This window comes from Bradymonas sediminis (assembly GCF_003258315.1).
Classification (GTDB): domain Bacteria; phylum Myxococcota_A; class Bradymonadia; order Bradymonadales; family Bradymonadaceae; genus Bradymonas; species Bradymonas sediminis.
This window is the reverse complement of record NZ_CP030032.1, coordinates 4,873,082-4,888,661: the sequence shown is the minus strand read 5'-3', so window position 1 is coordinate 4,888,661 and position 15,580 is coordinate 4,873,082. Positions and strand designations below refer to the sequence as shown.

The window sequence follows — 15,580 nt, the reverse complement described above, 5'->3', positions numbered from 1 at the left end:
TGCTTCTATTGAATATAAATCACTCAGAGCCGTCCAAGCGCGGGAGCGGAGCACGCCTAGGTCGCATCGCCGCCGGCGATTGGCGATAGCTAGGTGCTATAGAGGTCAAGCGAATCTTCGCATATAGGGAAGAATAGATGATGAAACAATATGGGTATTATTTTTTGGTCTTGGGTCTGCTGAGCACCATGGGGGCATGCAGCGATGACGCCCCGGGCTCCGAGGCCGCCGACGCAGGCCAGGACGCCACGACGGTCGACGCAGGCCAAGACGCCCATGCGGATGCGGAGCCTCCGGACGCCACGTTCGACACCACGGACACCTCAGACATCTCGCCAGATATCTCCCCCTGCGCCAACGTCGAGTGCTCGCCCAATGAGGTCTGCGAAGACGGGGCCTGCGTCGAGGTGATCACCTGCGACGATGGGCTTAAAAATGGCGATGAAGGCGACGTCGATTGTGGCGGCTCGAATTGTGAGAGCTGCTGGGGCGGGCAATCGTGCGGTGTTGACCAGGATTGCGAGTCCGGACAATGCGAGCAAGGCCAGTGCATCCCAAACCCGTTCGAGACGGTCTGGAGCACCACGCTCGAGGGCGGAACCGACAGCAACACCATCCATCTACCGCTGGTTGATCAGGGAAACTACCGAATCCGGGTCGACTGGGGCGACGACACGCGCGATATTATCACGCGGGGAGACCAGCCGGAGGCGACGCATCGCTACGATCAACCCGGCGAGTATACGGTGAGCATCGAGGGCCGGCTGCAAGGGTGGTCCTTCGAGGCGCAGCAAGAGCCGGAAAACGACGCCCCAAAGCTGCTCGAAATCACGCAATGGGGCAACCTCCACCTCGGCAGCTCCGCGCTCTACGCCGACGGGGAAGATGGCGGGTATTTCAAGGGCGCTCAGCACCTCACCATCACCGCGACCGATGTGCCCAACCTGGACGAGACCACGAGCTTGCGGGCGATGTTCGCAAATTGCGACGCGCTCAGTGATATCCCATCCGTCGCCCAGTGGGACGTCTCAGCAATCACCGATATGTCCTATCTATTTGAGAGCGCCTACAAGTTTAACGGGGATATCAGCGCCTGGGACACCTCCTCGGTTCGGGATATGTCGCATCTATTCGACGCTGCTCAAGACTTTAACCAGGATATCGGCGCGTGGAACACCTCGTCGGTTCAAGACATGTCCTATCTATTCAGAAATGCGATGGATTTTAACCAAGATATCGGCGCCTGGGACACCTCCTCGGTCACCAATATGTCGGGCATGTTTACCTATACCTATGACGCCTCAGCGTCCCCGTACGCTTTCGACCAGGACATCAGCGGGTGGGATGTCTCGGCCGTCACAGATATGTCCCATATGTTCGAGAAGCACCTTAATTACAATCGGGACCTGAGCGGTTGGGATACATCGGCGGTGACCGATATGTCCTATATGTTCGCCGAAGCACGTCGCTTCAACCAGGACATCGGAGGGTGGGACGTCTCCTCGGTCACCAATATGTCCTCTATGTTCTTGGAGGCCATCGACTTCAACCAAAATATCGGCGCGTGGGATACATCCTCGGTCACCGATATGTCCTATCTATTTACCAGGGCTGAGTCCTTCGACCAGCCGATTGGCGACTGGGACGTCTCGGCGGTCACCGATATGTCCTATCTATTTCAAGATACCTCCTTCAACCAGGACATCGGAGAGTGGGATGTCTCCTCGGTCACCAATATGTTGGCCATTTTTAATAGCGCCCTGCTGTTTAACCAAGATATCGGCGCCTGGGACACCTCCTCGGTCACCAATATGCGCTATGCGTTCGGCAATGCGCCGGCGTTTAACCAGGATATCAGCGCTTGGGACACATCTTCGGTCACCAATATGTCGTATATGTTTATCGACGCCCTTGCGTTCAACCAGGATATCGGCGCCTGGGACACCTCTTCGGTGAGCACCACGGAGTATATGCTTGCTCGCGCTTCTCAATTCGACCAAGACCTCGGCGGATGGGATCTCAGCGCCATGACCTATATGCGGCGGATGTTCTCCGAAATAGCCATTTCCACTGCGAATTACGATGCCCTGCTGTTTGGCTGGTCGGCTCAGCCAGTGGCGCCGAGCGTTGAATTTGGCGCGGGTAACTCGACCTATTCTGCCGCCGCCGCGAGCGCGCGCGACGCTCTGACGAACCCGCCCAATAATTGGATGATTGAGGACGGAGGTCCACAATAATATGTCAGGTCGCGACGTCCTGACTCCAAAGAGAAAAGCCCCCACCGTTCGAAAACAGCGGGGGCTTTTTTTGATTTATTTTTATAAATTTTATTTCGCGGCGCGCTCGGCCAGGCGTTGGTCGAAGTCCTCGATCGCGCTGACCAGGGCGCTTACGGTATTTTCGCGGTGCTTCTCGCCCGCCACCTTCTCGCCCTCGACCGGGTGGGTCAGAAAGCCAGACTCGACGACCACCGCCGGCATCAGCGCCCCGCGAAGCACGCCGAAATTCGCCTGCTTCACGCCGCGGTCGGTGGAGTCGATGCGCTTGACCAGGTTCTGCTGAATCGTCTCGGCGAGCAGACCGCTCTCGCGGTTCTGGTTCTCGCGGGCCAGGTCGCGCTTGAGCGTGAGCAGCGCGTCGTTATATACGCCCTCCTCGACGCCAAGACCGCGCTGCTCCATGCCACTGACCACGTTCTGACTGGTGGCGATCGGCTTGCCCTTCTTCTCCTGCTTACCGGGAGTCACCTCGTCGGCGGCCAAAAAATAGGTCTCAAACCCAATGGCGTGCTGATGCGGGGCGGCGTTATAATGCAGCGACAAGAAGATGTCCGCGCCCATGCGATTGGCGAAGTGGACGCGGTCGCTCAGGCTCAGGCTCTGGTCCCAATAACGGGTCAGGATAACGCGGGCGTCCGGGTATTTCTGCTGGAGTTCTTTTCGCAGGCGATAGGCCAGCTCCAGGGTCAGGTATTTCTCCTGAATCTGGACCACGCCGAGCGCGCCGAGGTTCTCGCCGCCGTGGCCGGGGTCGAGAACAATGGTGCGTAATTTTTTGAGGGATTTTCGGCTCGTGGCGACCGCGTCGGCGGCCTGTTTATCCTGCGACTGCTCGGCCGCCTCCTGAGCGATGAGATAGGCGAAGCGCCTCGCCTGGTCATCGAGCGTGAGTACGGTGGGCAGGTCGATGCCCGTCACGCTCGCCGGCGGAAAGGCATCGGCCGTGGTGGGTGTGCCCATCGCCAGAAGCGCGATGGCAAACGAACCAAGGATAGCTTTGTCGAAAATGCGCATGACGACCCGTAATCGCGTTATTCTGGCATCTCACCAGGTCACTCCGGGCTACCATCCTTGGCTGCCCGCTCGCCGGGAGTTTAGCACGGGCACCGTTCTGGTCAAAAAATCATCCTGACTTTTTATAACGTACTATTTTCCAAAGCCTTTCGACGCCCAGGCGACGCGCGCATCCGCGTCAGAAGCGCAAGTTCATGCCCACGCTCAGGTCCAGGTTGATGCCGGTCTCCGGCAATAATAGGACCAAATAGGTGTCGGCCACCAGGTCGATATTCTCATGAAGCGGCATCATCAAACCCGTGCCGAACCCGATATGCGCCCAGCCGGGTCGCACGGTGTCACGGACGTAGCAATAGTCGGCGACATCGCCCTGCAGGCGGTCTTTGCCGCTGCACTGCGCGCTCGGCGTGATCCCGTCGGCCTGATAATAAGGCTCCTTCAGCCGCAGCCATTGGCGAACCCGGCCGACGCCAGCGCCCATGCTCGAGTACATGCGGAGGGCGCTGAAATCGGCGAAGAAGTAGCGATATTTCGCGCCGATCATGCAGTCTCCCGGCAACCCTAGGCCGAAGCACTCCTCGCGCGTGTCGAAGAACGAGCCGGGCTCTTTGGAGACATCCGGGACGGAGTCGAAGTCCTGGGACGGCGAGAACTGCCAGCGGAAATACAACCCGACATAGGCGTTTCGCGTCACCATATAACCCGCGTCGAGCATCGCGTGACCGAATGCCGGCGCGATGCCCGGGGAGACCTCGCGGTTCGGATGCGCCGTGGGGTCACCGCCGAAGAGAAAACCAAGCCCGGTGCCGCCGGTGAGCATCACATAGACATTCTGGTCATGCGGCGTGTTGGGCGTCTCAATCAGGATCTCATCGCCGGCACCCTCGCCACCGCCGGGGGCGATGACCGCGCCGTCGGAGCTCGAGCCGAGCACGGTCATCGACAGCGGCGAGCTCTTCGAGCCGGCGTTGCCGATCGTCTCGTCGCCGCGATTGAGGGCCTCGATATAATACTCGACCTGGCTGGTGTTGACCTTGGCTGCCGGAATCTGAGCGACAAAATGCGTGGCGCCCTGGGCCTTCATATCGAGACGCTCAAAGTCCGTTTGGCCGAAGCGACGATGATAAAGGTGGACATGATAGACCGGAAGATCCGAGGCCACCGAGATCTTAATCTCCACGGCCTGGCCGGCGCGCGCGGTGCGCACGGTGTCATGGCGGAATCCGACGGCGCCCGAGCTATTTCCACCTTCCGCCGCCGCGACGGGCGTCTCGGCCTCTTTTTTGGGCGGCTCAACGACCTTGCGCGCCTCTTCGAGGGCCTCGCTGAGCTTGGGGCTGGCGTAGACGGCGGGAAGTTCGACCCCATAATCATGCGCCAGGGCGTTGATAAAGGCCGACTTCGCGTCGCTCTGGTCGTGGGTCTCGGCGAATTGCACGATGCCGAGCATCACATAGATCTTGGCGACCGCCAGGCCGCTCGACCCCTCTTGCTCCGCCTCGGAGGCAGCCTTCTCGAGGGTCGCCTTCGCCTCATCAATCATCAAGGCGTCGTAATCCTCGATCGCGGAGGCCAGCTTGGCCTCGTATTTCGCGCTGTTCTCCTGAGCAATGACGACGGTCGGCGTCGACATAATGGTCACGGCGGGAGCAACCAGCATCCAAATCGAAAGTAGCGTAAGACGTGTCAGATGCTTCATAAGCGGAGCATTCCATTCAATAAATTCAATACGAAAACGGCGCCGCCGGGTGAGGGCGGCGCCGGGTTTAGGGCGATTCGCTATTACTGCTTGGTAATATGAATCTCAACGCGACGGTTAGCGGCGCGGCCGGTCTTGGTTGCGTTATCCTCAATCGGTCGGGTCTCACCGAAGCCCTGCGAAACCAGTCGCGAGGCGTCGATGCCGCGGCCCAGGAGGTAACGAAGCACGCTTGCGGCACGGTCTTCGGACAGCTTCTGGTTGTAGGAGTCACGACCGCGGCTGTCGGTGTGGCCTTCGATTCGGACGTGAATCGAGGGGTTCTCCGTGAGCACGTCAGCGACCTCGTCGAGCAGCGGGTAGCTGGAGGGCAAGATATCCGACTTGGCCGTCTTGAAGTGGACACGCTCGTTGAGCTTGATCTGGTTGTCTTCGACCTTGACCAATTTGCGCTCAACCGGGCAGCCGTTGTTGGTCGCGGGTCCGGGGACCATCGGGCAGCGGTCAATCAAGTCCGGCACGCCGTCGCCATCATTGTCGTCCTCGGGGCAGCCATCTTCGTCTTCGAATCCGTCGAAGTCTTCGGGCTCATTGGGGCATTGGTCGTTGATGTCCGCGATGCCATCGAAGTCGGTGTCGAAGTGCGGGCAACCCTCGCCCGGCTTATTGCCGGCCACGTTCGGGCACGCGTCGTCGACGTCCGGGATGCCGTCGCCGTCGTTATCGGGGTCGGGGCAGCCGTCTTCGTCTTCGAAGCCGTCGAAATCTTCCGGCTCATCCGGGCACTGGTCGACGTCATCGGCGATGCCGTCGCCGTCACGATCGCCCGGCGCGGGCTTAACTTCTTCAACTTCGACCTGCGGGGTCTTCTCGACGACCACTTCGATCGACTGGTCGCGACACTCCTCGAAGTCCGAGAGCACATCCGCCTTCTTGGCGTGCTCTTCGGCGCGATAGATATGCTGGCGAGCGCGGACGAAATCGCCCTGGCTGAGCTCATAGATCCCGAACTCCACGCTGGATTCGGCGATCGCGAGTTCATGGGGCGCGCAGCGGTACGCCCGGTCATGGATGCTCTGATTGAGCTCCTGAATCTCGAGCGCCTGCCCCTTAAGGGTGGCTCCAGTGGTACAACCAATCAGGCCCGTGGAGGCCAAGGCGAGCAGCATTATAAATGCCAACGATATATGCAGCGTACGGTTCATCAACCCGAACCCCTTTTACGTCAATACAAAAACAATTCAATAAATGCGCGCGTCGAGGCGCTCATCCGAAAATTCAATCAAAATCCGGTCGGTCCGGGGCCGGCCTTCATATCAGCCTTCTCAAGGGCCTCACGCTGGCGCGCCTCATCCACCGGACTTCCCGGCCACGGATCTTCTTTGGCCTTGATCGTTGCTTCACGCGCGTCTTCCTCGGCGCGCGTCGCGTAATCATAGGCGGCCTCGAAGTCCGAGTAGCCCCACTCCTCGTTGGCCTTATGCAGATAATATTGCGCGCTATAATACTCGAAGGGCGCCTTATTATGCGCCTCCGCCACGCGAGCGCGCTCAAAGGCGACCTTGGCATCACTGATGCGAGAGGTCGATTGCACCGGGCCGCAGCCCACCATGCCAAGAAGCAAGATCGCCAAAACCCCGGCGCCAACCAGACGACGCGATGCGTTGGAGGCGGGGGAGGAATTCCGGGAAATAAACATAGTTAAATTCGGTGCTGTAGGTAGTTCAGTATTCATTTTATATCACATATAGTGTCGTTCAAATGCGCGGATTTGTCCAAAATATTACCTAAACAAATCGAAAACCCGCGCGATTCGGCCATACCATAACACAGGTTTGTCTCGGATTGCACAAACGCAATCCCCAAAATTCAGCGCCGCCATCGATTCAAATCAGATGGCGGAAAGAATCGCTCAGCGACCTGATAAAACCCCTCGAGTTCACCCTGACGCGGCTCTCTATCTTCCAACAATAAATTCTGCCATCCATAGGTCCCGCGCGTGGCGAGCAGACAGTCAAAATACTCTCGAAAAGATACGTCGAGCAATCGCGAAGACCGGGTCTTCGGATCATGCACGAATAGATCGTATGTCGGATACTCTTCCTCGACGCACATGACAACCATCTCGCGCTCGTCAAGCGCGTCGGGGCCCGGGGTTTTGACGGCCGAATCGGCGTTGAAGGTGCGGTCAAACCCGCGCAATGTCCACATAAAGTCGCATTGCTCCTCGCTCATCCCCGCCTCGCTGAGCCACAGCGAATCCAGCCAGGAATCAAAGACCGTGGCGAAATCAAAGAGGTGCGCGCCGCCGCCCGGGATGATCTCAGAATCCTTCTCGTAGCTCCACGAAAACTCCAGGCCATCGCAGAGCATATAAAAGGAGCGAATGCGCGCCGGCACCCGGATTCCCAGCCCATGCTCAATGGTGTGGATCGTGAACAGCGGCACCGGCGGGTGAATCGTGGAGGTCACGTTCACGATGCCCTCGGTCTGCTCAAGCTCGCCGACCATCGCGTGCAGATCAAAGAGCAGGTCGAGCCCCAACGACTGCGAGTCCGACTCCGACAGGGCCACCGGCGGCGCGTCCTCGGCCATCCGAACCTCCTCAGGCGTCCCCCATAACGAGGCGCGCGCCTCCGCGAATGGGTCTGAGTTGGGTTTGGGGGTATCGTCGCTCACCGAAGGCTCCGCCTGCTACGAATTGGAGGTCTTAACTTTCGCGAAATCTCGCGTATCCGAACGGTCTTACGTTAGTCGGCTGAACGCGTGTGTCAACATCCGAGCACCACCTGAACGGGCTTGAGCGCGACGCTACTTTCCGATTCGCGCCGCGCTACGTAGACTACCTCAGCAGCCGCGCACTTAGACCCATATAAGCATGTCGCCTTATATTTCGCTCAACTTCCAACTTCTGAAAGGTGCAGATCCATGGCCAATCATCGGTGGTATCGCGCAGGTCTGGCCCCATCCCTGGTTCTTTTGGCGATCGGGGGCGTCGCGGCCGCGCTGGCATTAACCTCCTGCGCCGAGCGCGTCGTGACCCGCAGCGACGACGTTTATACGACGCCCAACGACATCAGCACCGGCGATACATCTTCGGCGGACGCGGCCAAGGACGCGAGCGCACGCGACACCAGCTCCGAATCACAGGACTCCGACCTGGCGGACGACACCAATGACGCCGAGGACGCCGAGGACGCTCCGCAATTTTGCGCCCCCTATACCAAAAAGACCCGGACCGGCAGCCTCGCCTCGGCCGAGATCAATGAGGCCTCCGGGCTGGCGGCGAGCTGGGCTTATGACGACTTTTTATGGACGCATAATGACTCCGGGGACAGCGCGCGCGTATTTTTAATCCGCACCGACGGCGCCCTGGCGGCCGAAGTCCTTCTAAAAGGCGTCGAAAACGCCATCGACTTCGAAGACATCGCCGTCGCCCCCTGCGCCGTCGGCTCGCCAAAGTCCTGCGTCTACGTTGCCGACACCGGGGATAACCTTCGACAGCGCGACGTCGTCGTCATCTACCGATTCCCCGAGCCGCCCCTCCCCGCGGAGCACCTCCAACCCCCTGAGAACCCTCAAGAAACAATCACCATTGAGGTCAACGAGATTGAGGCATTATGGCTCGACTACCCCGAGGGTCCGCGCGACGTCGAAACCCTGATGGTTCACCCTCAGACCACCGCGATCTATCTGGTCGAAAAAAATGGCACCTCAAACGCCCCGGTATTTCGCGTCCCGCGTGAGGACTCCTTGCCGGAGAACCCCGCGCGGGCGGTCGAGATCGCGAGCCTCTTCCTCGAAGGGCGCAGCAACCTGGTGGCGATGATCACCGCCGGAGATATTTCCCCGGATGGGCGCGAATTTACGGTGCGCACTTACCTTGAATCCTATACCTATTGCGCAGCCGACACCGGCTCGGAGCAAGATTTGCAGGACAATTTCGAAGATGTGTTTAGTCTTTCACCCACCCGCGCCGCGCTTCCGTTTTTGCCCCAGGCCGAGGCCCTGGGTTATGACCGCAGCGGCCGCGCCCTCTGGATTACCAGTGAAGGCACGCACGAATCCATCCTTCGGGTCGAGCGCCGCGAGTAAGCGCCTGGTGATGAGTCGCCATCTTTAAATATCTAAATATCAATTCATATAGCCCCTGTTTTTTGGATCGCCATGAGCAAATTATCTTTTCCAGACCTCCCCGCCCACGACTCCCAAGAGGCGGATGTGCGCCAGTGGCTCCCCGACGCCGAGGCGATCGTCGACGCCTGCGAGGCGCTCGCCGCCGCCGGAGAGCCCGCCGGGGTCGAGTCGGTCTTCGAGGAAATGGGCGCGCCCAAGCTCGACATGACGGTCACCGCGCTGTCGGCGCGCGCAGCGCTGCAGGCGGCAGAAGAGGGACGCGCGTTTTATCACCATGAGTTGCGCGAGCGCGTGGCGATGCCCGAGGACCAGGCCCCCGAGATCGCCGTCTGGGAAGCCGGCACCGTGCCCGTGTGGAACCAGGGCATCCTCGAAGAACCCAAATATTTCTCATTCTTCTTGGACACCCCATTCCCCGCGTTCAACCCGAATCACCGCCGCAAATGGCGCCCGCACGAGCTGATCCACGGGTCGATGAAGTTCTTCTGGCACCCCCAGATGACCCGCTTCGAGATGTATGTTGGCTCGCGCATCAACGAATTATTGCCGGTGGTTCACTGGTATAGCTTCGACGAGATCTACCGACCGCGCTGCCCGGAGCACCGCGGCGAGCAGCTCTATCAGGAGTATTGCGGCGAATGCGAGGCCGCGGCCAAGCCCTATTGGGAGACCACGCCCGAGTGGCGCGCCACCCAGCGCGCGCAGGCGCTGACCTGGGCCGAGCGCGGCATCGCCCATTTCGAGCGCGAATGGAACGCCTGCATGGCCGAGATCCAAAGCGGCGATTTGCACCCGATCGAGGGGTATAAGCTCGACTCGTCGAGCGACGCCATCGGCTATATGCGAAGCCATTGGAATCGCATGACCGCCTGGAGCTTCGGGGCGTGGGCGGAGCTCTTTTTGACCGACGACCTCGACTATTATAGCTCCCTCGGCCGCTATATGACGCACCTCAAGGACACCACCCGACGCCTGCTCGGCGGCGATATCGGGGTCGACCTGGAGCGCTATAAAACGCTGCGCGCCCGCCGCGCCATCCAGGACCTCGCCTACCGCATCTATGTCGCGATGGGTTGGCTCGCCGAAAACTCGGCCGGCCTCGACGCGGTCGAAGCACACCTCACCCCGGCGCTTGAGCAAGCCGCTCACCACGTGCACCATATGCTCACCGACGCCAAGATCGCCGACTATAGCAACGACGTTTTGCGCGATCTATTGCAGGCATTTGAGCGTGTGCAGGGGCATTTCCCCGACGAGATCGCGAACAGCGTCGCCGCCCTGGGCTACCAATGGTGGGAGCCCGAGCAATTCGCCCACGCCGGCCTCGCCCAATTGCATACCGGCCTGCGCGACGCGCTGCCCTCCGCCGCCGACATCCTGGGCGACCATGGCCTCGACCAACACGCCCAGAAATTCGCCCTCTCCGAGCCCTTCCGCGCCCACGGGCGCCTGGCCGAGCGCTTCGCCGACTATCTGGCCGCCGAAGCCGCCGCGGGGACCCTGGACGCCGATGAACAATTCGCCGCTGAGCTCGCCAAATTTGAGGCATGGGCGACGCGGGCGCCTCGCGAAGATCGCGTCGCCGAGCTATTCGCGTCCATCCCTAATAGCTTCGATGAGCTCGCCATTCGCCCCGGCACAGTGCGCCTAAACGAGACTTTGACCCGGCAGCGATTCCCGGCCGATATCGCCGCCGCGATCACCGGCGATCCGCAACTTGCCGAGCAAGATGAAGACGTTGAGCTGGGTCGGATCTTCCTGCGCGGCGAGCTTCGCTTGATGCTCGTCGACGTCGAAGAGGCGAAGATCTTCGACGCCATCGAGAGCGGGCAGCCGCGCTGTGACTGGGTCGACGCGATCGACATCGATAGCATGGCCGCTTTGCTCGAAAATGGCTTCGTGATCTGGTTGCCCGAGCCCTTCTAATCGGCGAAGGATTCCGGGTTATTCGACCGTTTTGAAAATTATTTCGCCCCGAGCACTTGTCATGCGTTCAGTTGTGCGCAACTTGTGCTAGGCTGTGGGAAACTCTGCGGGAAGCCCCATTTATGCGGCTATTACGATCATTATCCGCGTCCAATTGATATTTTCGACGCGCAGATCGATTGCCCAGCAGAGGGACTTGTGACAAATATTTTACGACTTCAGGTCTTCAACAAAATAACCCGGATGGGCCATGCTTAGTCATTTAATTATCCGAAATTTTGCGATCATCGATCACCTCGAAATTCCCTTTTACCGCGGCTCCACGGTCCTCACTGGTGAGACGGGCGCGGGTAAATCGATCATTATCGACGCGCTAAACTTGCTGCTGGGCGGGCGGGCGAGCACCGACGTCATTCGCTCGGACGAGGACGAAGCGGTGGTTGAGGCGATCTTCTCCCCCAAAGAGGAGCGGCTCGCCGCGATCAACGCCGTGCTTGAGGCCGAAGGGATCGCCCCGGGAAAAGATCTCGTCGTGCGACGCATCCTAAGCCGCTCGGGGCGCAACAAGGTCTTTATCAACGGCAGCCTGTCCACCGTCGGCGCGCTGCAGACCCTGACGCGCGGGTTGGTCGATATCAGCGGGCAGCACGAGCATTATAGCCTCTTCGACGTCAATCGCCACGTGGCCATGATCGACAACTTCGCCGAGATCGGCGACCTGCGCGACGACACCGCCACCGCCTACGCCGAGGTCGCAAAGATCCAGCGCAAGCTGGCGGCCATCCGCCAAAATGTGCAGGATCGCCTCAACCGCATCGACTTTTTGCGATTCCAACTCAGCGAAGCCAACGGGGCCGATCTGCAGCCCGGCGAAGACGTCGCGCTCCAAGCCGAGATGAAGACGCTTAAATACGCAGAGAGAATCACCGACGCGATCGGCGAGGCATCCTATCGCTGTCATGAAGGCCCCGAGTCCGCGGCCACCCAGCTCGCGCAGGCCATCGAGCGCCTCGAATACGCCGCGCAATTCTCGCCGGCTCTCCAAGGGTTAGGCGAGCGCCTTGAGGACGCGCGCATCGCCATCAACGAGGTCGCGCTCGAACTGGCCGAGCACCAACGCGACGTCGACGCCGACCCCGCGCGCTACGACAAAGTCGTCTCGCGCCTGGAGCTTATCAAACGCCTGGGCCGAAAATTCGGCGTCGTCGGCGTCGATATGATCCGCGAGCGCGTCGACGCCCTGCGCGCCGAATTGCACCAATTAGAAAACGCCGAGGAGATCGGCGGAAAGCTCGAGTTGGACCTCAAAAAGGCACGGCGTAACGCCTACCAATACGCCCACGCATTGAGCGAAAAACGGCGCAAAGCCGCCAAGCAACTCGAGACGCGTCTGGAAGGCGAACTCGACGAGCTTAACATGAAAAACACCCGCTTCGTGGTCAATTTCACGCCCGCCGAGCTGCCCGACAAGGACTTCGATAAATTCGACGCCGACCCGAACGCCCCCGCCCTGGGCGCCAACGGCTTCGACCAGGTTGAGTTCCTGCTCGCCCCGAACGCCGGCGAGGAGCCGCGCCCGATGGCCAAGATCGCCAGTGGTGGTGAGTTGTCGCGCATTATGCTGGGCTTTAAGACCGTCCTGGTCGAGCGCGACGCCATCGAAACCTATGTCTTCGACGAAGTCGACACCGGCATCGGCGGGCAAACCGCAGACGTCGTCGGCGCAAAGATCAGCGCCACCGCGGCGGCCCACCAGGTCCTTTGCATCACCCACTTGCCCCAGATCGCCTCGCGAAGCGATCATCACTATCTGGTCGAAAAACTTCTGGAGAACGGCCGCACGCATTCGCGCATTCGCCCGCTCGACCAAGAAGAGCGCGTCGAAGAACTCGCGCGCATGCTCGGCGGCACCCGCGTCAGCGCCAAAACGCTCGACGCCGCGCGCGACCTGCTCAGCCCGTCCACCCCGACGGTCTGAATCAAAAAAGCCGCCGCGCCCGGGGCGCGGCGGCTTGTTTCATCACTCAGCCATCCATCGGCAAGCATTCGCCGCTGCTGGCGCAGAACTCACCGGGAGAGCAGTCCCGATTCTCGCGACATATACAACTCGCCTCATTGATCAGCTCGTTATTATCCTCGATGCACTCCGGATATTGCCCCTCACCGGCCTCATTCGCATCCGCGATCGCGCGGACCGTGATGAGCTTGCCGCCCGGGTCCGGCCCATCCGCCCAGATATACTCAATCGTCTGCGCCCCACCCGGGAGTAGGCGCTCGGTCGTGGTCAGCGTTGTCAGATATTGCTCCGTGCCGTCGACGCTCACGTAGACCGCAACCTCGGCCCCTTCGGGCACGCCGCGCGTGCCGAGGTTCGAGACGGTGATCCGAAAGCCCAACCCTTCGGTCGCGTTGCAATCGGTCGCAATATTGGTCACCGCCAGGTCCGGCGCGTTAAATAGCCCCTCGCCCTGAACGTTCTGGCGGAAGTTATTGAGCCCCGGCTGCTTCCAATTCGGAAGCTCCCCGATCGGAATCGCGCCGACCACATTCGTGCGCCCCGGGCAGGTCGACTGCGCCAGCCCGTCACACACATTGGTCACATGATAGGTATATTGATTCCACACCGGCCGCGTCGACACCCACTTTTTCTCCGGGTCATCGATGACGATGATCCCGTGGGATGATCCACCCAGGGCGTCGAATTCTTCGCCCCAATTATTCTGACAATTATTGGTCGTCCCGGCCGAATAATCGTTCGCGATAAGCACAATCTCGGCGTGATAGTTATTATTCACGTCGACGATCACGGGCAATTCGCGCGTGGTCGCCGAGGTGTGCGAGCGCTTGAACAGAACCTCACCGGTCGTCCCGTCGTAGACGCGCAGAAAACACTCATCGGCGTAGACAACCTCGGCCTTCCCGTCGCCTTCGAAGTCAAAGACGCTCGAGCCGGTCACCGCGCTTGAGAAATCCTGAGAGGGATCTTTCCACAGCAGCTCGCCCTCCCCGTCAAATACCGCGTAAAAACACGCGCCGGCGGTGCCGATCTCGGGCGCGCCGTCGCCGTTAAAGTCCGCGATGGTGGGCGCGCCGCCCTGCCTGCGGACGCATTGCGCATCCGAGAAGTGCGGATGATCCTGATTGGGGATCGTCGCGGTCCAGATGGTCGTTCCGTCCTGGCCATTGCTCAGCCGCACCTGATCGGTCGAATCTCGGCCCGCCACGCTCACGACCTCCGGAATCCCGTCGAGCTCGCCAAACCGCATCTGACCGTCGGTGAAGGTCCCGAAATCACCCACCGCCGGGAACCCATAACCGTCATTTTCATATTGCCAATAGGTCTCGCACTCATAGGCGTCGGTCGACGCGTTATACGCGAAGGTGAACGCGCCAGTCGCCGCGATAACCTCCAAATTGCCATCGCCGTTGAGATCGGCGACCGTTGTATTCAGCGGCCCCGGGTCCAGCTCAGTCGCGACGCACAGGAGGTCTCCGGTTTCGGCGTTATAAACCCGGTTACTCACGACCACCTCGACGCTGCCGTCGGCGTTCAGATCGGCGAGCGCCGGGCCGGTATAATAGCGGTCCACGCCCATCTCCACGCCCACCGGCGCCGGCCACTCGGCGCGCCACTTCACCGCCCAATCCGTCAGGTGGTCATCAAACGCGATCAACCCGAAGGTCCCCGCCGCGGTGCTCGGCAGCATCGCGATAATCTCGTTGCGCGCATCCCCGTCGACATCCCCCACCGCCACCGACGCCGAACCCGAAACGGCCTTCTCAGGCGCGTCGAGATCAAAGATCGGCTCGTAGGTATTGCCGTCGATCGCGCGCAGCACCGCGGGGCCCGCATAATTTCCGCCCGCGAAGGTCGAAAACACGATATCCGGCATTCCGTCTTCGTTGATATCGATCACCGCGGGGGTCATCATCACCTGGTTGAAATTCGGCGCCACCGTGTCGGGGCCGTCGGTCCAGGCCAGGGTCATCCGCGGGTCAAAGGCATCGATCTCGGGCACAATCTCGCAGACCACGCCCGGGTCTGAAATACAGCGACCAATCGAGGGCTCGCAAATCTCGTCCGACGCGCAATCCAGGTTATGCGCGCAGTCACTCCCCGGCAGGACGCATTGGTCGCGCAGGCACAACTCATCGCTACCACAGCAAGACTCAGCGCATTGATTCTCGGGCGCACACTCGCTCACGTCCGAAGCATCCGTACGCCCGTCCGCCCCATCGCCGTCGGCCTCCTGCTTCGTGTCGACATCCTCGCCCGGCCCGCTATCGAGGTCCTCTCCGATATCCCCGACATCCGAGGTCACATCGCGCCCCGGGTTCGAACCACCGCCCGAGCCCTCGCCGCTGCAATCGCCGCAGCCGCTCAGCACGAGCAGGCACAACCCCGCCAATGACGTCAATTTGCGAAAATCACCGGCCTGAATGCGTCGAATAGACATCTATATTCACCAATTTCAATGGGGGAAACACGGGTTAAACGAAGTTATCACTCTGAGCGCAACATCAT

General features: G+C 60.4%; 10 protein-coding genes. 4 read left to right on the top strand and 6 right to left on the bottom strand.

Going from position 1 to position 15,580, the window contains the following annotated elements:
- Positions 1-137: 137 nt before the first annotated feature.
- Positions 138-2,237 carry a BspA family leucine-rich repeat surface protein gene (locus DN745_RS18515; protein WP_111337273.1) on the top strand — a complete coding sequence of 700 codons (2,100 nt, stop codon included), beginning with the start codon at positions 138-140 and terminating at the stop codon, positions 2,235-2,237.
- Positions 2,238-2,327: 90 nt separating this feature from the next.
- On the opposite strand, the gene DN745_RS18510 is transcribed toward DN745_RS18515, so the two are convergent.
- From DN745_RS18510 to DN745_RS18490, 5 genes are all read right to left on the bottom strand, one after another.
- Complete coding sequence (locus DN745_RS18510) at positions 2,328-3,293, bottom strand: N-acetylmuramoyl-L-alanine amidase family protein (RefSeq protein WP_111337271.1); 966 nt, start codon at positions 3,291-3,293, stop codon at positions 2,328-2,330.
- A gap of 178 nt (positions 3,294-3,471) precedes the next feature.
- Positions 3,472-4,992: a hypothetical protein gene (locus tag DN745_RS18505; RefSeq protein ID WP_133621954.1), complete on the bottom strand. Its 1,521-nt coding sequence runs from the start codon at positions 4,990-4,992 to the stop codon at positions 3,472-3,474.
- Positions 4,993-5,075: 83 nt separating this feature from the next.
- Positions 5,076-6,161: an OmpA family protein gene (locus tag DN745_RS18500; protein WP_204355041.1), complete on the bottom strand. Its 1,086-nt coding sequence runs from the start codon at positions 6,159-6,161 to the stop codon at positions 5,076-5,078.
- 113 nt (positions 6,162-6,274) lie between these two features.
- Entirely contained in the window at positions 6,275-6,691 is a 417-nt protein-coding gene (locus DN745_RS18495) for a DUF4398 domain-containing protein (protein WP_111337265.1), read from the bottom strand.
- Positions 6,692-6,861: 170 nt separating this feature from the next.
- Positions 6,862-7,671: a hypothetical protein gene (locus DN745_RS18490; RefSeq protein WP_111337264.1), complete on the bottom strand. Its 810-nt coding sequence runs from the start codon at positions 7,669-7,671 to the stop codon at positions 6,862-6,864.
- Between the two features lie 249 nt (positions 7,672-7,920).
- On the opposite strand from DN745_RS18490, the gene DN745_RS18485 reads away from it, so the two are divergent.
- The 3 genes from DN745_RS18485 to recN all read left to right on the top strand — a co-directional run bounded on the left by DN745_RS18485 (position 7,921) and on the right by recN (position 13,033).
- Positions 7,921-9,087: a hypothetical protein gene (locus tag DN745_RS18485; RefSeq protein ID WP_133621953.1), complete on the top strand. Its 1,167-nt coding sequence runs from the start codon at positions 7,921-7,923 to the stop codon at positions 9,085-9,087.
- A 72-nt stretch (positions 9,088-9,159) separates the two neighbouring features.
- Positions 9,160-11,055 carry a hypothetical protein gene (locus DN745_RS18480; protein WP_111337262.1) on the top strand — a complete coding sequence of 632 codons (1,896 nt, stop codon included), beginning with the start codon at positions 9,160-9,162 and terminating at the stop codon, positions 11,053-11,055.
- Positions 11,056-11,305: 250 nt separating this feature from the next.
- Positions 11,306-13,033 (top strand): DNA repair protein RecN, encoded by a 1,728-nt coding sequence (gene recN / locus DN745_RS18475; RefSeq protein WP_111337260.1) that lies wholly within the window; start codon positions 11,306-11,308, stop codon positions 13,031-13,033.
- A 46-nt stretch (positions 13,034-13,079) separates the two neighbouring features.
- Here the strand turns inward: recN and DN745_RS18470 are convergent, their stop codons facing one another.
- Positions 13,080-15,512 carry a hypothetical protein gene (locus DN745_RS18470; RefSeq protein WP_111337258.1) on the bottom strand — a complete coding sequence of 811 codons (2,433 nt, stop codon included), beginning with the start codon at positions 15,510-15,512 and terminating at the stop codon, positions 13,080-13,082.
- Positions 15,513-15,580: the final 68 nt, after the last annotated feature.